Origin of the sequence: Micromonospora sp. NPDC002717 (assembly GCF_040295705.1) — a bacterium.
Taxonomy (GTDB): domain Bacteria; phylum Actinomycetota; class Actinomycetes; order Mycobacteriales; family Micromonosporaceae; genus Micromonospora.
In genome coordinates this window covers 223,036-249,016 of record NZ_JBEOVW010000008.1, presented here as the reverse complement: position 1 = coordinate 249,016, position 25,981 = coordinate 223,036, and the positions used below count along the sequence as shown (strand labels likewise).

The window sequence follows — 25,981 nt, the reverse complement described above, 5'->3', positions numbered from 1 at the left end:
GACCCGGCCGGTGGTGGGGCGAACCGCCGCACCACCGGTGTCCGGTCGGTCGCGGAGGGTCAGTTCCGGTCGTCGCGGAGCATGCCCGGGCCGAACACCTCGTAGGCGATCCGCTCCGCCGGCACCCCCCGCCGCAGCAGGCCACCCCGGACGGTGTTCATGAACGGCAGCGGCCCGCAGAGGTGCACGTGGGCGTCGGGGGAGAGCGGGATCAACGCGGGGTCGACCCGGCCGCCGGCCACCTCGGCGGCCAGCCCGGCCAGCTCGGCGTCGGTGACGTCCTCGTACCACAGGGCGGTACGCAGGTTGGGCAGCGCGGCGTGCAGGCGTGGCAGGTCGCCGCGGAACGCGTGCGCCGCGCCGGCCCGGTCGGCGTGCACCAGCACCACCGGGCGGTGCGGCTCGGTGGCCGCCAGGTGCTCCAGGGCGGCCATCGCCGGGGTCAGCCCGATGCCGGCGCTGACCAGCAGCAGCGGGCCCTCCCCGGCCACGGCGCTGACCTCGCCGAAGGGCGGGCTGAGCCGGAGGACGTCGCCCTCGGCCACGTGCTCGTGCAGGAAGGTGGAGACCATGCCGTCGGGGCCGGCGCCGGTGCCGCGTACCCGCTTGACGGTGATCCGCCAGTGGTCGGCCCCCGGCCGGCCGGAGAGGCTGTACTGGCGGATCTGCTGCCCGCGACCCTCGTCGAGGTCGACGGCGACCGAGGTGTACTGGCCCGGGACGAAGGCGGGCACCGGGCCGCCGTCGGTCGGGACCAGGGTGAACGAGACGACGTCCACCGCCTCGGTGACCCGACCGGTGACCCGCCAGTCCCGCCAGACCGACGCGCCCTCGGCGAGCCCCGCCGCGGCGTAGAGGCGGGCCTCCCGGGCGATCAGCTCGCAGGCCAGCAGCCAGTACACCTCGTCCCAGGCTGCCGCGACCTCCGGGGTGACCGCGTCGCCGAGTACCTCGCCGACGGCGGCGAGCAGATGCCGGCCGACGATCGTGTACTGGTCGGGGGTGATGCCGAGCGAGGCGTGCTTGTGCGCGATCCGGTCCAGGATCGGGCCCCACGGCGCGTTGCTGCCGCCGGTCAGGTGTTCCGCGTACGCGACCACGGAGGCCGCGAGCGCGGCCTTCTGCGCCCCGGTCGCCTGGTTGCCGCGGTTGAAGATGTCGAGCAGCTCCGGGTGGGCGTCGAACATCCGCTGGTAGAACCGGCCGGTGATCGCCTCGCCGTGCGCCTGCACGGCGGGCAGGGTCGCCGTCACCACTGCTGTTGAGGACTCCGAGAGCACGACTTGTCTCCTTCTGTGCTGAACCGCTCGGACCCCGCCAGCAAAACAGGCATCCCAGATACCTCTTTAGGGCCGAAGGTCCCGGGTCGGGGGTCGGGTGGATCACAGATCGCGTCCGTCGGCCCGTGGTGGGGCACGTCGGCGCTGGCTAGGGTCGGGACGTGAAGCTCAACCGGTCCACCGACATGGCACTGCGGATCGCCATGCTCACCGCCGCGAACCCACGGCGGATGACCGTGGACGAGCTGGCCGACCAGCTGGCGCTGCCCCGCAACCACGTGGCGAAGGTGGTGCAGCGGTTGCAGCGGCTCGGTGTGCTGGTCACGATCCGGGGCCGCTCCGGCGGGGTCGCCTTCGCCGAGGGCGGCCACGAGACCACGGTCGGGCAGGTGGTCCGGGCGTTCGAGGGCGACGACGAGGTGGTGTCCTGCGACGAGCCGGCCTGCTCGCTGCGCGCGGCCTGCCGGCTCCGGGACGAGCTGCGGCGGGCCCGTGACGCCTTCCTCGCCGTGCTGGACGGGGTGACCCTCGGCGGCCTCGTCGACGGGCCGACCGGTCCGGTGCTGCTCGCCCTCGGTCTGCCCCGCGCCCGCTCCGCCCCGGGACGTGACTGATCCGGGCGTAGGCGCGGCGGAACCCCGCGCCGGGCGGCGCGGGGTTCCGGGACGCGGTCGGGGTCAGGACACGGTGACGGAGCCGTCGGCGGCGCGGACGCAGGCCACGGAGCGGGCGCCGGTGGCGGCCGCGCCGGTCAGGCACTGCCCGAGCACCTGGTGGCCGGCGGCGTTCGGGTGCCACGACTCCTGGCAGGTCTGGAAGTAGCTCACGCAGGTGTTCGCGATCCGCTGGATGGCGATCTTGTCCTTGCCAGCGAGGCTGGTGACGAATACGCCGTTCGGCGGGCTGTCCTGGAGACGGATCGGGGTGGCCAGCGCCCCGGTCGGGCTGGCCCCCGACTCGCAGAGCCGGGCGCCGTCGAAGGCCCGCTGCACGTTGAGGTGGACCAGGTCCGCGCCGGGGAACTCGGCGGCCAGGGCGTCGCGGGTGGACCTCACCAGGGTGCCCAGGCCCTGCGAGAAGCGGTGCCCCGGCAGCAGGCTGGCCCGGTGGATCGGGCAGCCGGCCGCGTACCGCTCGGCACCCAGCGCGCGGAACTTGTCCCGGGTGTCGTCCCGGCTGTCCTCGCTGTGGAAACTCGGCTCCAGGTCGAACGGCAGCGGGTTGGTGTAGTCCTGGAAGACGATCCGGTGCTGGCCGTCGGCGTCGATCTCGCGCAACGTGGTGAGCAGTTGGCGTACGGCCGAGGTGGTCTCGGCGGTCGCGGCGCTCCACTGGGCGGCGGTGGCCAGGTCGGCGTCCGTGCAGGGCTCCTGCTCGACCGGCCCGCCCAGGTAGGCCCAGAATTCCCACCAGCCGGTCCAGGCGTCGGCGATGAACCGGTTGGCGCACTTCTCGGCGACGTCGCCGAAGGTGAACGAGCTGTTGTTCGAGCCGAGGCCGAGCAGCACCAGGTCGATGTCGTGGGTCCGGCCGACCGCGCGGAGCTGGTCGAGCTGGGCGGCCACCTGTCGGCCGCCGGTCCGGGCCGACGAGGCGGTGGCGATGTCGTGCGGCTGGCCGCCGGAACACGCGAGGTTGAACCGGTCCTGGATGCCCGGCAGGCTCGCCCGGTGCAGCGAGGCGTTCGCCGAGCGGTGACAGAAAAACGCGTTGCTGTTGGGCGCGGTCCAACCCGGGAAGCCCTGGGCGACCCCGGTGACGTCGACGACGGGGGTGTACGCGCCGGCGCCCTCGCCGCTGATGAAGCTGTCGCCGAGGGCGACCGCGGCGGTGGGTGGCGCCGCCGCGGCCGGGGCGGGCAGCCCGACGGCGGTCGACAGTGCGGCGGCGGCGACGGCGAGCGCCGCCGCGAGAGTCGTACGACGGAACCTGGACATGACGTCCTCCATCTGTACATCGAAATGTGAAAGATCCTCTCGGCCGCGATCCCATCACCCCGGCACGACGGACGTCAATGGCTCGGCATGGAATGGTCCGATGCGGGACGCACCCGCCCGGTCCGTTTCCGTCTGGCGGCAGCCCCTCCCGGCGTCGACCACACCGCGTCCCGGCGGCCACCGGGCATCGGGTGCCCATGACGGAGCGTCGATCGTCGGGCGGCCCGGGGTCTGTCCTGACGGTCTATGTCCCGCTTGTGCTCACAGGATGTGACGGCTATGGACACCGGTCGAAGTGCGTCTCTACAGTTCCGGCGTCCGGCTTTCTACTTCCACGGGGGTTGCGGTGGCCGTCGGCCGCTCGATGCACGCTGTCCAGGTCCAGAAACGATCCGTACGCCGCCTGATGGCCGGCGGGCTCGCGGCGGCGCTCGGCGCCACCGTGCTGGCCCCGCCCGTGTCGGCCGCGCCGCCGGCCGCCGCCGGTACGGGCGCGGCCACCGAGGCCGCGCGGGCCGCCGCGGCGGCCGAGCGGACCGGCCAGCGGGTGGAGGTCCTCTCCGCCCGCACCGAGTTGACCCAGGTCTTCGCCAAGCCCTCCGGCGGATTCGTCGCCGAGACCGCTGCCGTCCCGCAGCGGGTGCGTCAGACCGACGGGTCCTGGGCCGACGTCGACCTCACCCTGCGCCGCGACGGCGCGGGCGGGTTCCGTCCGGCGGTCTCCCCGGCCGACGTGCGGTTCTCGGCCGGCGGTCGCGGCCCGGCCACCACGCTGACCAGCGGCGGCAAGTCCCTGACCCTGTCCTGGCCCGGCGAACTGCCCGCGCCGGTGGTCAGCGGGGACGCCGCGACCTACCCCGAGGTGCTGCCCGGGGTGGACCTGGTGCTCCGGGCCACCCACACCGGCTTCACCCATGTGCTCACGGTGAAGACCCCGCAGGCGGCCGCCAACCCGGCCCTGCGGGAGATCCGCTTCGACCTCGGCGGCGACGTGCGGGTCCGGCGCGACGCCGACGGCTCGCTGCGGGCGCTCGCCGGGGCGGCCGAGGTGGCACGCAGCGCGCCGGCCGAGATGTGGGACTCGACCACGACCTCCGCCACCGGCCGGTCGGTCGCGGGGAAGTCCTCCGCCGCCGGCCCCGGCGCGGGGGCCCGGACGGCTCCGGTCGCCACCGCGATCGACGCCGCGGGCGACCTGGTGCTGCGCCCCACGCCGGCCCTGCTCGACCCGGCCAGGGCCAGCTTCCCGGTCTACATCGACCCGGCCTGGTCCGCGGGCGCGTCCCGCTGGGCGTACGCCACGAACAACAACTCCACCAACAGCGACCTCACCTCCGCCCGGGTCGGCAAGGACTCGGGGAGCGGCGTCATCTACCGCTCCTACTTCGAGTTCCCCATCTCCGCCCTCCGTGGCAAGCACATCGAGTCCGCCTACGTGCAGATGAGGCTGGACCACTCCTTCTCCTGCGGCAGCACGCCGACCTACATGTACCGGTCGGCCGGGATCGCCAGCACCCCCCGCACGGCGTGGGCGCCGACGCTGAGCACCCTGCAGGCGTCCGCCAGTTCGCACGCCAACGAGAGCCCCGGCTGCATCGACTCGCCCCAGCCGGACATGACGGTCAACTTCACCGGCAGCGGCGTCACCGCCGGGCTCAGCAGCGCCCTCACCAGCGGCATGACGGCGATCACCTACGGTTTCTGCGCGTGCAGCGACTCGTCGGGGACCGGTGAGAGCACGCTGGACCGTTGGAAGAAGTTCATCCCCGCCAACGCGAAACTGGTGGTCGACTACGACTCCCTGCCCGGCCAGCCGACCGCTCTCGAGGTCGGCGGGCAGGCCTGCGTCACCGGCGACCGGGTCGCCCTCGCGACCCCGCCGACCCTGTCGGCCGTCTTCCCCGACGACGACGCCGGCCAGACCCTGCAGACCGCGTACGAACTGCTGGAGATCCCGGCCTCGGGCAGCTACGACAGCAGCACGCCGCGGCTGACCCCGCCGGCCGGCTCGGCGGTGACCGCCGGCGCCCGCTCCACCACGGCGCCCGTGACCGGCGTCCTCGGCGGCAAGGCGTACGCGTGGCGTGCCCGCAGCACCGACCCCGCGCCGTACGGCCTGCTCAGCCCCTGGTCGGCGTGGTGCGAGTTCACCGTCGACGACACCCCGCCGACGGTGACGGTCGACCCAGTCACCAACCCCGCCCCGCCCGGCCAGTTCTACACCTACAAGCTCCGCTCGCCCGACCCCGACGTGGTGATGTTCCGCTACGGGTGGACCAGCCCGCCCACCGAGGAGGCGGAGGCGGGCACCACTCTCGGCTACCCTGGGAAGACCGTCTCCGTGACGCTGACCACCCCGGCGTACGGCACGAACACCCTGTACGTGGCGGCCGTGGACAGTGCCGGGAACGTCGGGTACGGCTCCCTTGTTGTCCAGGTGGACCCGCCCGCGGCCGGCTGACCCGCGAACCGGTCACGGCGCCGCCGGGCGCCGGATCCGGACAGACCACGCGACGACGCCGCCGAGGCCCGCACCACACGACGTGGTGCGGGCCTTGCTGCGGGGCGCCGTCGTCCTGTCGCATCTCCCGGTTAGGCTCGCTGCGGCGCGCCGGCCGACCGCCGATGTCGGACGCGGCACCACACCGCCGAGACCTGGGAGTACGACCAGTTGACCGCAGAGCCTGAAACCCTGTACGGGGCCGACGACCTCACGCACCTCGAGGGGCTGGACGCCGTCCGCAAGCGGCCCGGCATGTACATCGGCTCCACCGACAGCCGTGGCGTGGGTCACCTCGTCAACGAGATCCTCGACAACTCCACCGACGAGGGCGTCGCCGGCCACGCCTCGAAGGTCGAGGTGACGCTGCACGCCGACGGCTCCGTCCAGGTCGACGACGACGGGCGGGGCATCCCCACCGACGTGCACGCCAAGTCCGGCATCTCCGGCGTCGAGCTGGTGCTGACCCGGCTGCACGCCGGCGGCAAGTTCGGCGGCTCCGGCTACAAGACCTCCGGCGGTCTGCACGGCGTGGGCGCCTCGGCGGTCAACGCCCTGTCCCGCCGGTTCGACGTCACGGTCCGCCGGGGCGGCAAGATCCACGCGATGTCGTTCCGGCACGGCGTGCCGGGGATCTTCGACGGCGACGGCCCCGAGGCGGCCTTCACCCCGGGCCCCGGGCTCCAGATCGTCGGCGCGATGAAGCGCGGCCAGCGCACCGGCACCTCGATCCGCTGGTGGCACGACGCGCGCTACTTCGAGACCGGCGCCGCGCTGGACGCGGACGCCGTCCGGATGAAGCTGCGCAACACGGCCTTCCTGGTCCCCGGCGTGAGCTACACGCTGCGCGACCACACCGGCGAGGAGCCGACCGAGGAGCGCTTCCACTACCCCAACGGCCTGACCGACATGGTGGAGTTCCTCGCCCCGGCCGGCGACCGGCCGGTCTCCGGCACGCTGCTGGTCACCGGCGAGGGCACCTACCGGGAGAACGCCGCCGACGCCAACGGCGTCATGCAGTCCAACGTGCAGCGCCGGGCCGAGGTCGAGGTGGCCTTCCGCTGGGGCACCGGCTACGAGCGCACCGTCGAGTGCTTCACCAACACCATCCGCAACGCCCACGGCGGCACCCACCGCAAGGGCTTCGAGCGGGCCCTGGCGCGCACCCTCGCCGACGCGGTCCGCAACACCCGTGGCCTGCTGAAGGCCAAGGAGGACCCGCCCACCCTGGACGACGTCCTGGAGGGCATGACGGCGGTCGTCCACGTCCGGATCCCGGAGCCGCAGTTCACCTCGCAGACCAAGGACGAGCTCTCCACGGCCGGCATCACCAAGGTGATGCAGTCGCTGGTCGAGCAGCACCTGAAGTCCTGGCTGGAGGACCGGAGGACCAAGGCCGAGGCGCGCACGGTCCTGCAGAAGATCGTCGACGCGGCCCGGGTGCGGCTGACGCAGAAGCAGCAGAAGGACGCCGCCCGGCGCAAGACCGCCCTGGAGGGCGCGTCGATGCCGGCCAAGCTGGTCGACTGTCGCGCGGCGGGCATCGAGCGCAGCGAGCTGTTCATCGTGGAGGGCGACAGCGCCCTCGGGACAGGTCGACTTGCCCGGTCTGCCGAATACCAGGCGCTTCTTCCGATCCGGGGCAAGATCCTCAACGTGCAGAAGGCCAACCTTCAGCAGGTGCTCGACAACGCCGAGTGCGCCGCCATCGTGCAGGTGCTCGGCGCCGGCTCCGGCCGCACCTTCGACCTCTCGGCGATGCGGTACGGCCGGGTGCTGATCATGGCGGACGCCGACGTGGACGGCGCGCACATCCGCACCCTGCTGATCACGCTCTTCGCCCGCTACATGCGGCCGCTGATCGAGGCCGGCCGGCTCTACGCGGCCATGCCGCCCCTGCACAAGATCACCACGAAGGGGCGCAACCCGCAGACGATCTACACCTACACCCAGGCCGAGATGGAGGCGACGGTCCGCAAGCTGGAGAAGGCCGGCAAGCAGATCGTCACCCCGATCCCGCGCTTCAAGGGTCTCGGCGAGATGGACGCCGACGAGCTGTGGGAGACCACGATGAACCCGGCCACCCGGGCCGTCCGCCGGATCACCCTCGACGACGTCGACGCCGCCGAGCGGATCCTCGAGCTGCTGATGGGGGAGAAGGTCGAGCCGCGCCGCAACTGGCTGATCGACTCCGCCGACCGGGTCGACCGCGAGGCGATCGACGCATGACCAGGCCCGCCACCACCCGTCCGGAAGAGAGCTGACCGATGGCACGCCGCAAGGACGACCGCGCCAAGGTGGACCTGTCCGCCTTCGACCAGGCCGGCGCGCGGGTCTTCGACAACCCGCTGGTCACCGAGGTTTCCGACTCCTACCTGGAGTACGCCTTCTCGGTGATCCACTCGCGGGCTCTGCCCGACGCCCGCGACGGCCTCAAGCCGGTGCACCGGCGCATCCTCTGGTCGATGTACGAGCAGGGGCACCGCCCCGACCGGGGGCACGTGAAGTCCGCCCGCATCGTCGGCGACGTGATGGGCAAGTACCACCCGCACGGCGACACCGCGATCTACGACGCGATGGTCCGGCTCGCCCAGGACTTCTCGCTCAACGCTCCGCTCGTCGACGGGCACGGCAACTTCGGCAGCCCGGACGACGGGCCGGCAGCGGCGCGCTACACCGAGGCCCGGATGTCGCGGGAGGCGATGCTGCTCGTCGGCGAGCTGGGCGAGGACACGGTCGACGTGGAGCCCAACTACGACGGCTCCCTGACCCAGCCCACCGTGCTGCCGGCGGCCTTCCCCAACCTGCTGGTCAACGGGGCGTCCGGGATCGCGGTCGGCATGGCGACGAACATGATCCCGCACAACCTCGGCGAGGTGGTCTCCGCCGCCCGCTGGCTGATCAACCACCCGGACGCCACGCTGGACAAGCTCATGGAGTTCGTCCCCGGGCCCGATCTGCCCACCGGTGGCCTGCTGCTCGGGCTCGACGAGGTGCGCCGGGCCTACGAGACCGGGCGCGGCGTGGTCCGCATGCGGGGCCGGGTGGAGATCGGCCCGCTGGAGGGCAGCCGGGGCCGGCAGGCGATCACGGTCGTCGAGCTGCCGTACGGCGTCGGCGCGGAGAAGGTCATCGCCGCGATCACCAACGAGGTCAACAAGACCAAGCGGCTCACCGGCATCGCCGACGTCAAGGACCTCACCGACCGGGAGAGCGGCACCCGCCTGGTCATCGAGTGCAAGGTCGGCGTCAACCCGCAGGCCCTGCTCGCCGACCTCTACCGGCTCACCCCGCTGGAGCAGTCGTTCGGCGTCAACAACCTGGTGCTGGTCGACGGGCAGCCGCAGACCCTCGGGCTGAAGGCGCTGCTGGAGGTCTTCCTGGCCCACCGCTACGAGGTGGTCACCCGGCGCAGCTCCTACCGCCGCCGCAAGCGCGAGGAGCGGCTGCACCTGGTCGACGGTCTGCTGATCGCCCTGCTCGACATCGACAAGGTGGTCAAGCTGATCCGGGCCAGCGAGGACGCCCAGGCGGCCAAGGACGGCCTGATGCAGAAGTTCAGGCTCTCCGAGATCCAGGCCACCTACATCCTGGACACTCCGCTGCGTCGGCTGACCAAGTACGACCGGATCGAGCTGGAGGCCGAGCAGGAGAAGCTCCGCACGGAGATCGCCCAGCTCTCCACGATCCTCGACGACCCGAAGGTGCTGAAGAAGGTCGTCTCGGACGAGCTGGCGGCGGTGGTGAAGCAGTTCGGTGCCCCGCGCCGCACCACGCTGGTCGACGGCGACCTCAAGGAGGTGCTGGCCGCGTCCGTGCCGGCCGGCCCGCTGGAGGTCGCCGACGATCCGTGCCAGGTGATCCTGTCCGCGACCGGGCTGGTCGCCCGGACCGCGGCGGAGTCGGAGGAGGCGTCCGAGGGGCGCCGGCGGCACGGCCGCGTCAAGCACGACGCCGTACGCGCCATCGTCCACTCCACCGCCCGGGGGCGGGTGCTGCTGGTGACCAGCGCCGGCCGCGCGTTCAAGGTCGACGTGCTGCCGCTGCCGGTGCTGCCCGAGCAGGCCGGGACGGTGTCGCTGCGCGGCGGGATGGCGGCCGCCGAGCTGGTGCCGCTGGAGCCGGGGGAGACGGTGGTCGGGCTGGCGCCGCTGGGGCCGACGGCCGAGGGCTCACCGGGGCTGGCGCTGGGCACCCGGCAGGGCGTGGTCAAGGTCTGCGCGCCGGAGTGGCCCGTCCGCTCCGACGAGTTCGAGGTGATCGGCCTGCGTGAGGGCGACGAGGTGGTCGGGGCGACCTGGCTCACCGACGGGGCGGAGACGCTCACCTTCGTCACCTCGGAGGCGTCGCTGCTGCGCTTCGCCGCCGGGCTGGTCCGTCCGCAGGGTGTCAAGGGCGGCGGCATGGCGGGCATCAACCTGCCGGCCGGCGCCCGGGTGGTCTTCTTCGGCGCGGTCCGCACCGACGACCCGGGTCACGGCGAGCCGATGGTGGTCACCTCCACGGGAGCCACGGTGAAGGTGACGCCGTTCCAGGCGTACCCGGCGAAGGGGCGGGCGACCGGCGGGGTGCGCGCCCATCGCTTCCTCAAGGGTGAGACCGACGTGGTGGTCGCCTGGGTCGGGTCGCGTCCGGTGGGCGCGACCGCCACCGGCGAGCCGGTGGAGCTGCCGGCGGCCGACCCGCGCCGCGACGGCTCCGGCTTCGCCGTCATGCTCGGCCCGACCGTCGTCGGCCACCAGGTCGAACGCGACTGACCCCCGGACGGTCGAGGGACGGCTGCTGACGCACCCGTCCCTCGACCGTCCACCCTCCCGCCCACTCCCCGCTTTGATCATGAAGTTGTTGCGCGACACGCCGGTGTCGAGGACAACAACCTCATGATCAACGGGCTACGGCTACGGCTTGGGGGTGGGGGTGGTGCCGCGGAGGTGGGCCACCAGGCGCATGCCGTGGTAGACGACCAGGGCGGCGGCGGTGCCCAGGGCGATGCCGTTGAAGGAGAGGCCGCCGGCGGTGAGGGTGTAGTTGGCCGCGCCGACGATCACCGCGACCGCCGCCGTCATCAGGTTCACCGGGTCGTGGAAGTTCACCCGGTTCTCGATCCAGATCCGGGCGCCGAGGATCGCGATGAGGCCGTAGAGCGCGGTGGTGGCACCGCCGAGCACGCCGGCCGGCACGGTGAGGATCAGCGCGCCGAACTTCGGGCTGAGCCCCAGCAACACCGCCGCCACGCCGGCCACCCAGTACGCGGCGGTGGAGTAGACCCGGGTCGCGGCCATCACGCCGATGTTCTCCGCGTACGTGGTGGTGCCTGAGCCGCCGCCGGAGCCGGCGAGCACGGTGGCCAGCCCGTCGCCCAGGAACGCCCGGCCCATGTCCCGGTCCAGGTTGCGGCCGGTCATCGCGGCGACCGCCTTGACGTGCCCGGCGTTCTCGGCGATCAGCACCAGGATCACCGGGATCACCAGCACCACCGCGCGCAGGCTGAAGCTCGGCGCGTGGAACTCCGGCAGGCCGACCCAGGCGGCGTCCCGCAGCCCGTCGACCGCCTTCGGGTCCAGGTCGCCGAGCGCGGCGGCGAGCAGCCAGCCGACCAGCACACCCAGCAGGATGGACAGCCGGGCCAGGAAGCCCCGGAAGGCGACCGTGGCGAGCAGGATCGCGGCCAGGGTCACCACCGCGATCAGGGGCTGCGCCTTCACCCCGGTGCCGCTGCCGCCGCCGTCCCACGCGACCGGGGCGAGGTTCAGGCCGATCAGCGCGACGATCGCCCCGGTGACGACCGGCGGCATCAGCGCGTCGATCCAGCGCGACCCGGCGAGCTGCACGACCAGCCCGACGGCGGCCAGCGCGACGCCGGCCACGACGATGCCGCCCAGGGCCGGGCCGATGTCCCCGCCGGCCTTCGCGGCCAGCACCGGCGCGATGAAGGCGAACGACGAGCCGAGGTACGAGGGCAGCCGGTTGCCGGTGATCAGCAGGAACAGCAGCGTGCCGAGCCCGGAGAAGAAGAGGGTGGTCGCCGGCGGGAAACCGGTGATCAGCGGCACCGTGAAGGTGGCGCCGAACATGGCCACGACGTGCTGCACGCCGACGCCGAGCGTGCGCGGCCAGGACAGCCGTTCGTCGGGGCGGACCACGTCGCCGGGGCGGATGGACCGGCCGTCGCCGTGGACCGCCCAGGCGGACCAGCGGGAGCGCGGCTCGGTGGAGGACTTGGTCATGCGTCGCCCTTCGCGTCGTCAAGAGGTGACGGGGGCGCTGACGAAACCCAGGAGTCGTTTCTAGCAGAGCGCCGCCTCGCCCCACCCGCCACCCCGGCCACCAGGCACGATCGGTCCCGCACCTGATGCCCTGTCCCGCACACGATGCCCCTTTCGTCGGGCGGAGAGTGCAAGATCGGCGGGCGGGGATCGGGGCGGGGGTGGGCGCGCGGCGGGGTTATCTGCCGGTGAGGACCCGGTCGTGGTCGGGGCCGGACTGGCGGACGATCGCCGGTGCCGGAATCGTGGGGCGGAGCGTGAGCAGGCTGCCCACCAGGCCGGAGAAGAGCACGACCACGCCGAGCGCGATCGCGGTGGCCGAGGGGAGCACCACCCGCAGGGTGTCGTGCGGGTTCAGGTCGCCGAACCCGTCCAGCCCCCAGTAGGCGACCGCCCCGACGGTGCCGGCGACGCCGGCGACGAGCAGCAGCAGGCCGACGGTGACGCTGGTCTCCAGCCGCAGGAGGCGGATCCAGCGGTCCGACGCGCGCCGCGGGACGAGTGCCTCCTGCCGGCCGTAGATCTCCGCGAGGCCACCGAAGAGCACGAGCTGCACCCCGACGAGCACCATCAGGCAGGCGTACACCAACGTGCTGACGTCGAGCCGGACCGGGCCGAGGGTCAGCGGGCCCGGGGTGAGCGCCCCCACGCCGGCCAGCCCGAGCGCGGCCAGCGCGGCGCCCGGCCGGACGAGGGTCTTGCGCGGCGCGAACACCAGCAGGAACCGCAGGTGCCGCCAGCCGTCCCGCCAGGTCCGCAGGTGTGGCGGGCGCGACCGGCCGTCCGGCGACAGGGTGGTCGGCACCTCGACGATGTCGTACCCGGCCAGCGCGGCGCGCACCACCAGCTCGGAGGCGAACTCCATGCCCGGCATGCACAGCCCGAGCGCGCGGATCCGCTCGGCGTTGAAGCCGCGCATGCCGCAGTGGAAGTCCCGGACCCCGCGCAGCCCGAACAGCCGCCGGCCGAGCCAGCTCAGGACCGGGTTGCCCAGGTAGCGGTGCAGGGGCGGCATGGCGCCCGATGCGATGCCGCCCCGGAACCGGTTGCCCATCACCACGTCGTGCCCGGCGCGCAGCGCCTCGACGAACGGGCCGAGGTCGGCCAGCGCGTACGAGTCGTCGGCGTCGGCCATGATGACGTACCGGCCGCGCGCCTGGTCGATGCCGTTGAGCAGGGCGCCGCCGTAGCCGCGGATCGGGGCGTGCACCACCCGGGCGCCGGCCCGCTCGGCGATCTCCTGCGACCCGTCGGTGGACCCGTTGTCGGAGACCAGCACCTCCCCGACGACCCCGCACTCCCGCAGCGAGCGCAGCGCCTTGCGGACGCAGACCTCCAGCGTCTCAGCCTCGTTGAGGCACGGCAGCAGCACCGTGACCTCGATCTCCGGTTCGTTCGTCATGATCCCCGTTGCTTTCTGCCGTGGTGGGCGCGAGCCGGTCCGGCTCGCCGTCAGCCGAGATGAGCCCGACCGGATCGCCGTCGGCCGCCGGGCGCCCGACCGGATCGCCGTCGGCCGACGCGGGCCGATCCGTCGGATGGGGTGTCGAGCGCAGCCGCTGCCAGCCGAGAGCGGCGGCGATCGGGAGGAACGCCAGGGCCGGTAGGCCGTAGCGGTGGTCGAACATCGACGTGGCCACCGAGAAGACCATGATCCCGAGGCCGATGCCGGCGTACAGCAGGGCGACCAGGCTCAGCCGCAGCCGGCCCCGGCGCGGCCACACCGCCCCGACCAGCGCGATCAGCAGCATGGCGGCCAGGACCGGCGGCGGGGTGACCCCGTACCGGCCGTAGCCGTGCAGGAAGCGGCTGGCCGCGTTCGGCTCGACGTCCCGCGACGGCGCCGGTCTCCACTCGTACCCGGGGCCGGCGGTGCGCGGCACGCAGTCGTAGTCGGCCGCCCAGTCGGTCGGCGCGGGCTGCGGTCGCCACCAGTTGGCCAGGCACGACTCGGTCGGCGCGAGGGGGGTCGGCCAGAAGTAGCGCGCGGTGTCCGACGCCACGGCGGCCAGGTAGTCGCCGGGCTGCTGGCGGAGCACCTCCCGGGCGAACTCGTCGAGGTCCTCGGGGCGTTCGGCCTGGCGGATGGGGCTGTCCCGGTTCCAGATGAACCAGTCGGGCCGGGCGGGGCGCTGGCCCAGCGGCTGCGCCGGGCAGAGCTTGCGCAGCCCCGGCCGCAGCTCCAGCCGGTCGCAGTCGGCGATCTGCGCGGTCCGTCCGTAGAGGAACTTCCCGCCCTCCAGCCCCAGCGCGCCCTTGGCGGTGCCGATGCCGGCGAAGGCGGCACCGAAGAACACGACGACGCCGAGCAGGTACGCGGTGGGCGCCCGCCAGCCGCGCCACGGCACGAGGAGGAACAGCAGCAGGGCGCCGAGGGCGACCACGCCGGTGGGTCGGGTCGCCATGCCCAGCGCGACGGCGACGCCCGCGCCCAGGGCGGCGGGCGTCCCGGGCCGTTCCCGGCGGACCAGCAGCAGCGCCGCGAGGGCCAGCGCGGTGGTGAACAGCGTCTCGGTGAGCAGATACTGCTCCAGCGTGAGCTGGGTGGCGTCGAGCAGGACCGGCGTCGCGGCGAGCGTGGCCGGCCACGGGCCGACGCCCAGGCGGCGCAGCAGCAGGTAGGCCGTGACGCCCAGGGCGAGCCCGGCGAGGTGCTGCACGGCCACCACGGAGGCGACCGTGCCGGTCCACTCGAAGGCCCTGAGCAGCCACGGGTACGTCCACCGGGCCGGCATGTCCGGCCACTGTGCGGAGAGCCGGAGGTACGTGCCGGAGTCGCCCTGGAACCACAGCGCGGGCGGGTACGCCGCCATCGTCGTGATTCGCAGCGCGAGCCCGGCGGCGAGCACGACGAAGAACCCGACGTGGCGACGCAACAGGGCGGGGAGGGAACGAGCGCCGGCCCGCCGTGTGGCCGGGCGTCCAACAAGCACGGAAAGCTCCAGGAGACAGCGGAGAGTGATTGAGTGGTCAAGCTAACACGGTGACCGGTGACGGTGGGTGCACTGACCCGGACCCGAGGGCGGCTCAGGCGACGCCGGCGGGTCGAAACTGGACGCTGACCCGGGGCCCGACGGGGCGGGCCGTCTTCGGTACCGCGTGCTCCCAGGTGCGCTGGCAGGAGCCGCCCATCACGACGAGGTCGCCGTGCCCGAGCGGGAAGCGCAGGCTGTCGCCGCCGCCCCGGGGCCGCAGCAGCAGCGTGCGCGGCGAGCCGAACGAGACGATGGCGACCATCGTGTCGGTGTGCGCGGAGCGGCCCTGGGTGTCGCCGTGCCAGGCGACGCTGTCCCGGCCGGAGCGGTAGAGGCACATGCCGGCGGTGACGAAGGGCTCGCCGAGTTCGGGGGCGTAGTGCCGGGTGAGCGCGGCGCGCGCCTGCGTGAGCAGCGGGTGCGGCAGCGGCCGGTGGCCGGAATACCAGCAGAGCAGCCGCGGCACGTCGACCTCGGCGTCGTACATCGTGCGGCGCTCGGCCCGCCACGGCACGTCCCGCAGCAGCGTGTCGAAGACCTGGTCGGAGCCGGCGACCCAGCCGGGAAGGTGGTCGACCCACGCGCCCCGGGCGAGCGGGTGCCGGCGCAGCCGGCCGGCCAGCGGCCCCAGCGACGGCCCCGCGTCGGTCAGGTCCAGCATCGACGGCTGGTACGCGGCCCCGGTCATCCGCCCAGCGTACCGGCCCGGTTGGCACAGGTGTACGACACGGGGGATCTCGTCGCCCGCCCGTCACCTGGCGCACACGTCGGCGTCGCCCGGCGTCGGCGGGCCGCCCCTACCGTGAGGCGGCTCCGTCCGGGCCCGGGCGGGCCGCGCGCCGAGGAGACGACCAGTGCAGAGCAGTTCCACCCGCGTGCCGGTGGCGCCGCGCCCGGCGGCCCCGCCGCAGGCGACCCCTGTCCGCCCGGCCCGCCGAGCCGCGGTCGCCGTCGGTTGGCTCGCCGCCGCCTGGGTCGTCCCGGTGCTGGCGTACGCGCTGGGCGTGGCCGCCGTGCTCCCGCCGCTCGTGCTCGTGCTGACGGCCGCGCTGCTGCGGGTCGGGCGCACCCTGCTGGACCGGGTGGTGCTGGCGGCGGCGCTGCTGCTCGGGGCGCTCTGCGCCGCCGCCCTGCTCTTCTCGGTCTGGCCGTGGGGCCTGCACCCGGTCCCGGTGGCCGGCACGGCGCTGACCGCGCTGCTCGGCCTCGCCCTGGTCACCGGGGTCCGGCCGCGCCTGCCCCGCCCGGTGGCGGCCGACGCGGCGCCGGTCGTCGCGGCGGCGTTGGCGACCCTGGCCCTGGCCTGGCCCTACCTGCGCGCCGACGGACTGGCCGGCCGGCTCGCGTACGCGATGACGGGCGAGGACAACAGCCGGCACCTGGCCGCCGTGGAGGGCATCCGGGCGGTCGGCGGCTACCTGTTCAGCGACCCGGACGGCGCGGCCCGGATCGCACCCGAGGCGATGGTCTGGTATCCGCAGGGCTTCCACGTGACGGCCGCGCTGCTGGACGGCTTCCTGCGTTCCTCGACCGCGCCCGGCTCGGCGACGAGCACCCTGGACCACTACCTCGGCTGGTCGCTGGCCGCGTACGCCCTGCTGGTGCTCGCGGTGCTCTGGGCCGCCGCGCGGATCGCCGGCCGACTGCTCGACCCGCTGCGCGCCGCCGCCCTGGCCGGCGCGGTCACCGCGCTCGCCCTGGGCTCGGAGCTGGCCCGTTTCGTGGTGTACGGCTACCCGGGGGAGAGCCTCGGCCTGGCGCTGACCGCGATCCTGGTCGCGCTGGTGTGCCGCCCGGTGGCCCGCACCGGCACCCAACTCTGCCTGCTCGGGGCGCTCTGCGTCGGGGTGGGGTTCGCGTACCTGATGTTCCTGCCGCTGGTCGGGGCGCTGGTGCTGGCCTGGCTGGTCCGGCACCGGCGGGCGGTGCGCCGGCGGCCCTGGCTGGCCGGCGTGGTGGCCCTGGCCACGGCCGTGCTCACGCCGCTGCCGAGCGTGGCGGGCCTGCTCTTCACCGACCAGGTCGACAACGCCGCCACCGGTGGCGGCGTCTTCCCGCGCTACGACGCCTACCTGGCGCTGACCGGCGTGGTCGCCGCGGGTCTGCTCGCCGGCGGCCTGCGGCTACCGGTGTGGCGCCGGTACGCGGGCGCCCTGGCCGTGGCGCTGGTCTTCGCGGCCGGCTTCCGTGCCTGGTTCGCTGTGCAGGGCACCGACCCGCGTTACTACTACGGCAAGACCCTGCACCTGCTGCTGGTGGTCCTGTTCGTCGGGGTGGGCGCGGTGTTCCTGCTGCGGCCGGTGCCGTGGCGCGCGCGGCGGCACCCGGGCCGGTCCGGCGCGGTCGCCCGGGCGCTCGTCGCGCTGTCGCTGGTGGCGGCGACGGCCGGAGTGGCCGGCGTGGCGCGCGGCGGCGGGATCTTCGCCCAGCCGTTCGGCGCCCGGACCACCACCTGGGCGGCGGCCTGGTGGTCGGGCCTGCTGGACCGGCCGAGGCAGGCCGACGTGACCATGCGCGCGCTGGCCCACGCGCCGGTACGCGACGGCGAGGTCACGGTCGTGGTCAGCGAGCACCGGCGGGAGGGCTACCTGGAGACGCTCTTCCTCGCCACCCTCCAGGGCACCCACGGCGCCTCCGCGCCCGCGTTCTACAACCTGCCGCTGTCCGAGCCGGCCCGCTCGGCGGCCCTGGTCGAGCAGGAACGGCGGCCGATCCGCTTCCTCGCCACCGGCCCGGAGGCCGCGGCGGTCGTCGAGCGGCTCCTGGCCGAGCGCCCGGAACTGCGCTCCCGGGTCACCCTCGACCTGCTGCCCTGACGGCGTCGCCTTTCCGCACCGCTTGAGGCCGACCGGCACGCCCGACTCCGTATCCTGGGCGCCGTGGCGCGCGACCTCCCGTTGCTTCTGCTGGATGTGGACGGTGTCCTGAATCCGTTCGCGGGAGACCGGTGTCCGGTCAGCTACCAGGAGTTCCAGTTCTTTCCGGGGGAGGCTCCGGTACGGCTGTGCCCAGCTCACGCGGATTGGCTCCGAGAGCTGGGCGAACGGTTCGAGATGGTGTGGGCCACCGGGTGGGGCGCGGAAGCGAACCGGCTCCTCGCGCCGGTACTGCGTCTTCCGCAACTGCCGGTCATCAGCCTTCCGTCGGGCCCGTTCGAACCGCGCGAGAAGGTGCCCGCCGTGGCCGCGTACGTCGGCTCACGTCCGGTGGCCTGGATTGATGACGCGCTGACGACGGAGGCGCGGGCATGGGCCGAAGCCCGCGAGGCACCCACCCTTCTTGTCGATATCGATCCTGCCGAGGGGCTGAGCCTGGCTGTGGTCCGTCGGCTGCTCGTCTGGTCGCAGGGCTTGCCGAATCCGACTGATTTCCCGGGCCGAAGACAGCAGCACTGACACCAACTGGCCCGGACGAGGAGACCCACGTCAGATGGGTGCGGTCAATTGCCCCGAGGCCGGGACCCGGACGGACGAGGCCGGACAACCTGCACAGAACCGGATACTGGTCGGGTGGCGGAGGAGCAGGTTACCGAGTTGACCCGGTGGACGATTCATGGCGAGCGGGTTGTGGACGGCAGCCGGCGGGCGCGGTTGAGCGTCGCTGACGTGGAACTTCCGGACGGTGTCAGGTTCGAGCAGTACGTGATTCGGGCGCCCCGGTCGGCGATGGTCGCCGTCCTCGACGAGCAGGAGCGCCTGTTGCTGATGCGGCGGCATCGGTTCGTGTTCGACCGGTGGGTGTGGGAGCTGCCCGGTGGCTACGTCGATGACGAGGAGCAGCCGGCGGAGTGCGCGGTCCGGGAGGTCGAGGAGGAGACCGGTTGGCGTCCGGCTGCCGTGGAACCGTTGCTGTCGTTCCAGCCGTGGGTGGCGACCGCGGACGCGGAGAACCTGCTGTTCCTCGCCCGCGGCGCGGAGCACATCGGCGCTCCGGTGGATGTCAACGAGGCCGAGCGGGTGGCGTGGATTCCGTTGGAGGAGGCCCGGGATCTGGTGTCCCGGGGTGAGATCGTGGGCGCCGGCACGGTGATCGCGGTGTTGGAGCTGGTCGCGCGCAAGGCCCGGCGCGAGCTGTAGTCAGCGGCGTTGGCCGAGGGCCGCGTCGACGCGGGTGATGAAGTGTCGTACGGCTGGCCGGCGGCGGTGCGCCGTGAGCTGGGCTTGCAGGTCGCGTAGGTAGCGGACGGCCCGGGCTGACCGTAGTTGCGAGGTCAGGGTGAGGGCTTCGGCTCCGATGGCGCTGGCGCGTTCGGGCTCGCCGTGGCGGGCGTGGATGGTGGCGAGAAGGGCGAGGTTGAAGGCTTTGCCGCGTACGTAGCGTTCGTCCATGTGCAGGGATCGGGCGGCGAAGCGTTCGGCCTGGTGGTGTTGACCGAGGGCCTGGAAGCAGTGGCCGAACTTGGCGGACAGGTACGCCTCGTCGAAGTAGCCGAGCCATTGTGGGTCGCTGCTGCGGTCGGCTCGGTCGAGGGCTTGTTCTGCCTGGTGCAGTGCGGTGGCGCAGGCGCGTTCGTCGCGGGCTGCGGCGTGGGCGTGGGCTTCCATGACCAGTGCCTCGGCGGTCAGCACGGTGAGGCTGGCGCGGTGTGCCGTCTGTCGGGCGGCCCGGGCGAGGTCGACGCCGGTGCTGGTGTGGCCGAGGTAGGTGGCTTGGTGACTCATCGCGGCGAGGATCTCGGCACCCAGGCCGGCGTCGTCGGCTGCGCGGGCGAGGTCGAGGGCGTGGGTGAGGTAGCGCTGGGCGATGCCGTGTTCGGCCATGTCGTACGCCTGCCAGCCGGCGAGCTGGGTCAGCTCGGCGACGGCGGCGAGCAGCCTGCGGCCGGTCGCCGGGTCGTAGCGGCCCTCGGTCACCAGGGGCGTCACCTCGTGGTTGAGGTAGCGGGCAACGGTGTCGCGGGCGTGGCCGCCGCCGTACTGGTTGTCGAGTCGCCGGTAGGTGGTGGCCATCTCCCGGATGGTGTCGATGTCGGGTTGACCGACCGTTCGCCGGCCTTCCTGTGCGACGGGTCGTGGGGTTGGGGCGGTGAACCAGCGTAGGGCCGGCAGGGTGTAGCCGGCGGAGCTGAACACTGTCTGACGGAGCATGTCTCGACGGTTCACGTCGCCTTCCCATAGCTGTACGGCGGCGCGGACGTCCTCGCGCCAGGACCGGTTGACCGGCACGTCACTCTGTCGGCTGTCGGGGCGGACGGCCATGTCCCGGTGACATGCATGTCGGCGGGGCGCGAGGCCGAGCGTCATCCGGGCCTCGTCGGGCATGCCGCAACCGTCGGCGATCCGCTCCAGCACGTCGATGGAGGTCACCTTCCGCCCGGCGATGATCCGGCTGACGTAGCCCTGTTCGAGGCCGACGGCGGCGCCGATGCGAGTCTGGCTCGCCCCGGTGTGCCGGGCGATCAGCCGGAACAGAGTGCCGATGTCGCGGCCTTGCAATGCGGCGCGCGTGTCCTGGTGCGACCAGAGGTCGTCGGGAATCCGAAGGTGATCGCGCAGCACAGCGGCCCCCAGCGTCGTCACGTGACTACCCATGGTGCTCGGCCAGGAGCTTAGGGCCGGTGTCCGTGCAGGTCGAGCCCGCTCATGTCACCGTGACATGGCCAGCCGACATGGCCGCCGGGCCACGGCCGGCGGCATCGTCGCGGACATGTTCCTCGACGCCGAAAGCCCGCCGGTCGAGCCACGCCACGGCTGCCGTGGCGCGGGTCCCGTGCATCGCGGGAAGACCACCACCCGCCACCACAGACGCGTGGCGGGGTGACGATGGGCGCCACCCACGGCTCGAAGGCCCTGATCGAGTACGCCAAGGCCCAGGTCGAGACCGCCGACGTGATCCTCAGCCATCACGACGAGGTAGGGCTGGGCTTGTGCCGGTGCGGCCGACCCCACCCCTGCCCCGAGCGACAGCACTGGATCCAGAAGCGGGCGCACTACGTACCCCTGCTCGGTGGTCCACGATGACCACCCACGGCCCGGTGCTGCCGATCTGGAGCTGCGGCGGGTGCGGGGCTCCCTGGCCCTGCCGGACCCGCCGACAGGAGTTGCGAGCGGAGTTCGCGGACGCCCCGATGTCACTGGCGCTGTACATGGGGGCGCAGTTCGTCCGCGCCGCCGAGGATCTGACCTGGGCTCCGGCCGGCACCCTGCACCGACGCTTCCTCGGCTGGACCCGGTGAGCATCCTGCGGGCCGGCGACGAGAAGTTCCACTACAGCGACGGCTCCCACCGGTGGATCCCGCCGGACCCGGACTACGACCAGGAGGTGTGGGACGAGCAGGTCCGCCAGCACAAACTGGGCCACCTGAGGAACGAGCAACCGAAGGTGCGCATCCAACGCCTCGTCTGATCCCAGCAGCGCCGGCAGCTCCCCTCCGGGATCAGGCCGGCGTGGCGGCGAGGGCGGCGAGCACCGCGTCGGCCACCCGGCCCCGGCCCAGGCCGTCCACGGTGGACCAGGCGCGGGCGGAGAGTGCGGCGCGGCGCTCCGGGGAGGCGAGCAGCCCGGTGAGGGTGCGGGCGGCGGCGGCCCGCGCCGCCCGCCCCGGTACCCCGGCGGCGGCCAGCTCCGGCAGCTCGCCGAGGCCGGCGACGAGACCGTGCGCAACCACCCGCTGGTACGACTCCCGCTGGTTGTCCACGACGCAGACCAGCGCGGACGGCGCGCCGAGGCAGCACAGCTCCCAGGTCGACGTGCCGGCCGCGCTGACCACCAGGTCCGCCGCGCCGATCAGCGCGGGCAGCTCGTCGGTGGGCGGCACCGGGCGCAGCGACTGTCCCCGCCCCGGCGGCACCGCCGCCAGTTCCGCCTCCACCTCGGGGCGGCCGACCACGACGGTGAGGTCCATCGGGTGCCCGGTGGCCAGCAGCACCCGGGTCAGCACCGGGGCCGCCCCGACCGCGTCGGTGCCGCCGAAGAACGCCAGCACCCGCGGCCGGCCCACCGCCGTCGCGGGCCGGGGCGCCGCCGGCCGGGCGGCCACCACCGAGTCCCGCAGCAGGGCGTACGCGGTGCCGGCGAGCAGCCGGCCGGCCGGCGCCACGGTCGCCGCGCCGAAGTTCTGGTCCAGGTAGAGGTCGGCGTCCTGCCCCCGGGTGTCGCCGTCGACGACGGCCAGGGTCAGCACGCCCGCCTCCCGCAGCGCGCCCGCCCCGGTCGGGTCCAGTTCGTAGGAGTCGAGCACCATGACGTCCAGCGCGTGCCGGCGCGCGGTCGCCACCAGTTCCTGCGGGGTCTCCGGGCCGGGGTGCAGCGGGATGCCGCGGGCGGCCAGTTGCGCGCCCGCCCAGCCGACCCGCTCGACGGTGCCGAACATCTCGACCGAGGCCCCCCGGGCGAGGAACTCCTCGGCGAGGGCGAGGCAGCGGACCAGGTGCCCGACGCCGCGCCGCGGCCCGGCGTCGCAGCGCAGTCCGACGCGTACGGTGCTCAGGACTCCTCCAGCCGTTTCTGTCGTACGCCGGCGTTGACGGCGCGCAGCGCCGGTTGCCCGTCGAGCCAGTCGGCGAGCTTGGCCAGCGGCACGCTGACGTCCCCGAAATGGTCGGCCACCGCCCGCACCAGGGTCCAGTCGGCCTCGGTGTCGAGCGTGAGCCGCAGGTCCGACCGGTCCGGGGTGAGCGTCACCCCGAGCACCCGGAACAGCTCCGGACGGGAGTACGCGTACGAGGTCACGTGCACCCGGTGGTGGTCGGTGGCGAGCCGGTCCAGCGTCCGCAGCGTGTCCGCCCGGACGATTTCGACGTCCAGGCCCCGGGGGAGGGTGCGGGCGATGGACGTGCTGGCGTAGTCGAGCCCGGGCACCGCGCGCCAGACCGCCGCGACCAGCGTGATGATCTCGGGGTCGAGCAGCGGGCAGTCGGCGGTGAAGCGCATCACCGCGTCGCCCGGGTGGCCGTCCAGCGCGCCGACGAAGCGGGTGAGCACGTCGTCGACGGGGCCCCGGTGCCACGCCACGCCCAGCCGGTCGCACTCGGCCACCACCGCGTCGTCGGCGGGCTCGGTGCTGGTGGCGACCACCAGGTCGGCGAGGACGCCGCTCTCCCGCGCGGCCCGCACCACCCGGCCGAGGACGCTGCGCCCGGCGAGCGGCCGGAGTACCTTGCCGGGCAGCCGGGACGAGCCCATCCGGGCCTGTACGACGCCCACGATCCGCGGGCCGGTGCCGGTCGCGGCCGCCTCGGGTGGCTGGAGGGCTCCTGCCGGTTCGGGTGCCCGCCGGTGCCCGGTGTCGGTCTCGCCCGCCGTCGACCGGGAAACGGTGCCGGTCGGGCCGGGCGCCGTCGGGGTGCCGGCGGTCGCTGTGTCGGTCACTGATTCTCCTCCGGCTTCGGGGCGAGGGCCTGCCGGGCCCGGCGCTTGGCCGCCCGGGCGCCCCGCTTCGCGATCCGCGCCGGCGCGATGGCCAGCCGGCCCACCCGGTAGCTGAGCGAGCCGCTGAGCAGGTGGATCGTCGCGTCGGCGCGGCGCAGCGCCCGCTCCCGCGAGGTGAGCAGTTCCTCGGTCCACTTGAGCAGCGCGGCCAGCCGGGTCAGTTCCTCGCGCTGGCGCAGCCACGCCTCCCGCAACTGCTGGTAGCTGCGACTGCCGAGCGGTGGGTCGGTCGGCTCGACGGCCCGCAGCTCGGTGGCGAGGGCGACGCGCCCGTCGGCGTCCAGCCCGTGCAGGGCGGCGGCGATCGCCGCCTCGGCCTCCACGGCCGCGGCGACGGTCGGCCGGTCCAGGTCGTGGCCGGCGACGCCGCCGAGCACCACGGTCAGGCCCGCCACGTCCAGCGTGGACGTCCACGGGTGGGCGTACCCGCCGGTGAGCAGCTCGGCGGCGAAGCGCCACAGGCTCCGGGCGAGCACCACGTCGACGGCGAGTGGCTCGGCGGCCCGCCAGCTCGGGTCGAGCACCGCGTAGGCGTCCCCGGCCACGACGACGTTGTCCACGCTGGCCAGCCCGAACGGGCCGGCGAGCCGGCCGTCGGCGTCGACCTGCCCGGCGAGCCAGCGCGCGTACCCGCGCAGGAGCCGGCGCAGCGCGTCCGTGTCCCGCCGCAGGCAGCCGTCGAGCAGCAGGGTGCGCAGCAGGCGCCCGTCCGGCACCGGCCCGGTGAGCGCCCCCGGGTCGCGGTACGCGGCCAGCCGGCTGGCGAACGGCGCCGCCGCCGGCCCGCCCCGGGTCTCCGCCTTGGCGGCCCGCCACCGCCAGCCGTCCGGGCCGTCGACCACCTCGACCATGCCGGCCCCGGGCGGCCCGGTCTGCACCAGCGCCACGGGCAGGTCGGCGCGCCCCCGGGCGGCCGGGTCGGCAACAGCCGGGTCCGCGCCGGCCGGGCCTGTGGCGGCCGGGTCCGCGCCGGCCGGGTCCGCGCCGGCCGGGTCGTCGGACTTGTGGGCGAGCACCAGCCAGGCCGGCGCCAGCTCGCCCGCCCGGCCGGCGTGCAGCGCGTCGACCGCGAGCCGGGCCGGGTCCTGGAGCACCGTGTCCCGGGCGACGGCGCGGGAGCACGCGCCGTGCAGCGCCGCGTCGAGGAACCCGGACGTGGTCCGCCGGGCCAGCGCGCCCGTGTCGACCAGCACGGTCGGTGTCGCCGGGTGCGGGTACGCGGCGAAGCAGGCGGCCGCGCGCAGCCCCCGGGCACCCAGCCGCCCGCGCAACTGCTCCAGGTTGGCCGGGCGGTCCGCGTCGAGCACCCCGCCGATCACCCAGGCGGAGTCGTCCCGCCCGGCGTACCAGGGAGAGGTGGCGACGAGCCGGTGCAGGCCGAGCGGGTTGTCCAGGCGCAGCAGCAGCACGCCGCCGGGGCGCAGCGCCGCCGTCAGCCGGTCGAGCACGCCGGCCCAGCCGAGCCGCGTCCCCTCCACCGACTCGACCGCGTCCAAGCCGGCGCCGGCGATCACCACGTCGAACCGCTCGCCCGCCGGCAGCCCGGCCGGGCCGGCCACCACGACCTGCGCGGCGCGCTCGGCGAGGGCGACCCCGTCGGGGTGGCTGCGCAGCAGGCAGGTCACCTCGGCGTGTGCCAGCCGGTCGAGCAGCGCGGGGTCGTGCGGCCCGGCCAGCAGCACCCGCGCGCCGGCGGGCACCACGCGGGCGGCCAGCGCCGCCAGCGGCCCGCCCTCGGCCAGGCGCTCCGCCGGCAGGTCGGACCAGGCCAGCATCTCCCCGCCCGGCAGCGCGATCCGCGGCGCCGTCTCAGTCGTCACTCTTCTCCTCCTGGAGGTTCGCCCACCCGAGCAGCTCGCGCAGCTCGGCCGGCGTGCAGCGGTGGTCGGTGCCCAGCTCGGCGCGGGCGATCGAGACGGCGGTGGGCAGGTCCACCTGTTCGCCGTGCAGCTCCGGCCACTGGCGGCGGATCCGGGCGGTCCCGCCGAAGGTGGGGTCCTCGTCCGCGAGCACCATCGGGTCGCCGTACACGGCCGGCTCGCAGCCGGCGGCGATGCCGTAGAAGATGGCGCTGGTCAGCCGGTTCGACGCCACCCGCCGGTGCCGGCGCAGCTCGGTGAGCTGCTTGTCGAGGAAGAGCGGGTCGGTGTCCTTCCACCAGTGGCCGCGGTAGCCGTGGCAGATCACCCGGAAGCCGGCGTTCTCGTAGAGCCGGCGCACCCGGCGCATGCCGTACTCGTGCCAGTAGAGGCAGACGGTGACCGGGCCGGGCTCGGTGTCCCGGATGCGGGCGATCAGCTCCCGGTGGTCGCCCCGCACGTGCTGACCCTCCCAGCCGTGGAACGGGTACCAGATGGTGCCCTCCCGCTCCGACTCCGGCGGGTCCTCCGGCCGCATGGCCAGCAGGTACGCGAAGGGCGCCCCGATGACGGTCACGTTGCGCCGCCCCACCGACCAGGCCCGCCGCCGGGTCTGCTCCGACCACAGCAGGCTCGGGGTCCGCTCGGCGTACGGGTGGCCGGGGGCGAGGCCGTCGCCGATGTTCCAGCCGTGCTGGACGTACCCGTTGATCCGGGGCGGATGGCCGTCGCCCAGCCCGGCGTAGCGGGCCAGCACGTGGGCGTGGCCGTAGAAGTGGTTCGCGTGGTGCATC

21 protein-coding genes are annotated in these 25,981 nt (G+C 74.1%); 10 read left to right on the top strand and 11 right to left on the bottom strand.

Going from position 1 to position 25,981, the window contains the following annotated elements; translation table 11 throughout:
* Positions 1-59: 59 nt before the first annotated feature.
* Positions 60-1,340, bottom strand: a complete 1,281-nt coding sequence (locus ABT006_RS14950; protein WP_350706705.1) for a globin domain-containing protein — start codon at positions 1,338-1,340, stop codon at positions 60-62.
* 101 nt (positions 1,341-1,441) lie between these two features.
* Here ABT006_RS14950 and ABT006_RS14945 point away from each other — a divergent pair, with 101 nt between their 5' ends.
* Positions 1,442-1,894 carry an RrF2 family transcriptional regulator gene (locus tag ABT006_RS14945; protein WP_350706578.1) on the top strand — a complete coding sequence of 151 codons (453 nt, stop codon included), beginning with the start codon at positions 1,442-1,444 and terminating at the stop codon, positions 1,892-1,894.
* A 63-nt stretch (positions 1,895-1,957) separates the two neighbouring features.
* Here the strand turns inward: ABT006_RS14945 and ABT006_RS14940 are convergent, their stop codons facing one another.
* Positions 1,958-3,217 (bottom strand): SGNH/GDSL hydrolase family protein, encoded by a 1,260-nt coding sequence (locus tag ABT006_RS14940; RefSeq protein ID WP_350706576.1) that lies wholly within the window; start codon positions 3,215-3,217, stop codon positions 1,958-1,960.
* A 364-nt stretch (positions 3,218-3,581) separates the two neighbouring features.
* Here ABT006_RS14940 and ABT006_RS14935 point away from each other — a divergent pair, with 364 nt between their 5' ends.
* The 3 genes from ABT006_RS14935 (at position 3,582) to ABT006_RS14925 (ending at position 10,474) form a co-directional block, all read left to right on the top strand.
* Positions 3,582-5,678, top strand: coding sequence for a hypothetical protein (locus tag ABT006_RS14935; protein ID WP_350706574.1), 2,097 nt, complete (start codon positions 3,582-3,584; stop codon positions 5,676-5,678).
* A 210-nt stretch (positions 5,679-5,888) separates the two neighbouring features.
* Entirely contained in the window at positions 5,889-7,946 is a 2,058-nt protein-coding gene (locus ABT006_RS14930; protein ID WP_350706572.1) for a DNA gyrase/topoisomerase IV subunit B, read from the top strand.
* Positions 7,947-7,984: 38 nt separating this feature from the next.
* A complete protein-coding gene (locus ABT006_RS14925) occupies positions 7,985-10,474 on the top strand; it encodes a DNA gyrase/topoisomerase IV subunit A (RefSeq protein WP_350706570.1) in 2,490 nt (829 codons plus the stop codon).
* A gap of 141 nt (positions 10,475-10,615) precedes the next feature.
* Here ABT006_RS14925 and ABT006_RS14920 read toward each other — a convergent pair whose 3' ends face one another.
* From ABT006_RS14920 to ABT006_RS14905, 4 genes are all read right to left on the bottom strand, one after another.
* Positions 10,616-11,944 (bottom strand): uracil-xanthine permease family protein, encoded by a 1,329-nt coding sequence (locus tag ABT006_RS14920; RefSeq protein ID WP_350706568.1) that lies wholly within the window; start codon positions 11,942-11,944, stop codon positions 10,616-10,618.
* A 217-nt stretch (positions 11,945-12,161) separates the two neighbouring features.
* Positions 12,162-13,385: a glycosyltransferase family 2 protein gene (locus ABT006_RS14915; protein WP_350706566.1), complete on the bottom strand. Its 1,224-nt coding sequence runs from the start codon at positions 13,383-13,385 to the stop codon at positions 12,162-12,164.
* On the bottom strand, positions 13,327-14,916 hold the full coding sequence (locus tag ABT006_RS14910; RefSeq protein WP_350706564.1) for a glycosyltransferase family 39 protein: 1,590 nt from the start codon (positions 14,914-14,916) through the stop codon (positions 13,327-13,329). The genes ABT006_RS14915 and ABT006_RS14910 overlap by 59 nt, the downstream gene beginning before the upstream one ends.
* A 94-nt stretch (positions 14,917-15,010) precedes the next feature.
* Positions 15,011-15,646, bottom strand: a complete 636-nt coding sequence (locus ABT006_RS14905; RefSeq protein WP_350706562.1) for an alpha-ketoglutarate-dependent dioxygenase AlkB — start codon at positions 15,644-15,646, stop codon at positions 15,011-15,013.
* A 166-nt stretch (positions 15,647-15,812) separates the two neighbouring features.
* On the opposite strand from ABT006_RS14905, the gene ABT006_RS14900 reads away from it, so the two are divergent.
* From ABT006_RS14900 to ABT006_RS14890, 3 genes are all read left to right on the top strand, one after another.
* Complete coding sequence (locus tag ABT006_RS14900) at positions 15,813-17,774, top strand: hypothetical protein (RefSeq protein ID WP_350706561.1); 1,962 nt, start codon at positions 15,813-15,815, stop codon at positions 17,772-17,774.
* Between the two features lie 63 nt (positions 17,775-17,837).
* The gene (locus ABT006_RS14895; RefSeq protein WP_350706559.1) at positions 17,838-18,353 is read left to right on the top strand and encodes an HAD domain-containing protein; all 516 of its coding nucleotides are present in this window, start codon (positions 17,838-17,840) and stop codon (positions 18,351-18,353) included.
* Positions 18,354-18,467: 114 nt separating this feature from the next.
* A complete protein-coding gene (locus tag ABT006_RS14890; protein ID WP_350706557.1) occupies positions 18,468-19,034 on the top strand; it encodes an NUDIX hydrolase in 567 nt (188 codons plus the stop codon).
* Here ABT006_RS14890 and ABT006_RS14885 read toward each other — a convergent pair whose 3' ends face one another.
* On the bottom strand, positions 19,035-20,456 hold the full coding sequence (locus ABT006_RS14885; protein ID WP_350706703.1) for a helix-turn-helix domain-containing protein: 1,422 nt from the start codon (positions 20,454-20,456) through the stop codon (positions 19,035-19,037).
* Positions 20,457-20,720: 264 nt separating this feature from the next.
* Here ABT006_RS14885 and ABT006_RS14880 point away from each other — a divergent pair, with 264 nt between their 5' ends.
* The 3 genes from ABT006_RS14880 to ABT006_RS14870 are packed head-to-tail and all read left to right on the top strand — an operon-like array spanning position 20,721 to position 21,303.
* A complete protein-coding gene (locus ABT006_RS14880) occupies positions 20,721-20,918 on the top strand; it encodes a hypothetical protein (RefSeq protein ID WP_350706555.1) in 198 nt (65 codons plus the stop codon).
* Positions 20,915-21,133 carry a hypothetical protein gene (locus ABT006_RS14875; RefSeq protein WP_350706553.1) on the top strand — a complete coding sequence of 73 codons (219 nt, stop codon included), beginning with the start codon at positions 20,915-20,917 and terminating at the stop codon, positions 21,131-21,133. Before ABT006_RS14880 ends, ABT006_RS14875 begins: the two co-directional genes overlap by 4 nt.
* Positions 21,130-21,303, top strand: a complete 174-nt coding sequence (locus ABT006_RS14870; RefSeq protein WP_350706551.1) for a hypothetical protein — start codon at positions 21,130-21,132, stop codon at positions 21,301-21,303. The genes ABT006_RS14875 and ABT006_RS14870 overlap by 4 nt, the downstream gene beginning before the upstream one ends.
* Positions 21,304-21,334: 31 nt before the next feature.
* On the opposite strand, the gene ABT006_RS14865 is transcribed toward ABT006_RS14870, so the two are convergent.
* The 4 genes from ABT006_RS14865 to ABT006_RS14850 form a co-directional block, all read right to left on the bottom strand.
* On the bottom strand, positions 21,335-22,387 hold the full coding sequence (locus tag ABT006_RS14865) for a PseG/SpsG family protein (RefSeq protein WP_350706701.1): 1,053 nt from the start codon (positions 22,385-22,387) through the stop codon (positions 21,335-21,337).
* The gene (locus ABT006_RS14860; protein ID WP_350706699.1) at positions 22,384-23,106 is read right to left on the bottom strand and encodes a cytidylyltransferase domain-containing protein; all 723 of its coding nucleotides are present in this window, start codon (positions 23,104-23,106) and stop codon (positions 22,384-22,386) included. The genes ABT006_RS14865 and ABT006_RS14860 overlap by 4 nt, the downstream gene beginning before the upstream one ends.
* Before the next feature lie 158 nt (positions 23,107-23,264).
* The gene (locus tag ABT006_RS14855; protein WP_350706549.1) at positions 23,265-25,148 is read right to left on the bottom strand and encodes a class I SAM-dependent methyltransferase; all 1,884 of its coding nucleotides are present in this window, start codon (positions 25,146-25,148) and stop codon (positions 23,265-23,267) included.
* On the bottom strand, positions 25,138-25,980 hold the full coding sequence (locus ABT006_RS14850) for a hypothetical protein (RefSeq protein ID WP_350685080.1): 843 nt from the start codon (positions 25,978-25,980) through the stop codon (positions 25,138-25,140). Before ABT006_RS14850 ends, ABT006_RS14855 begins: the two co-directional genes overlap by 11 nt.
* Position 25,981 lies beyond the last annotated feature (1 nt).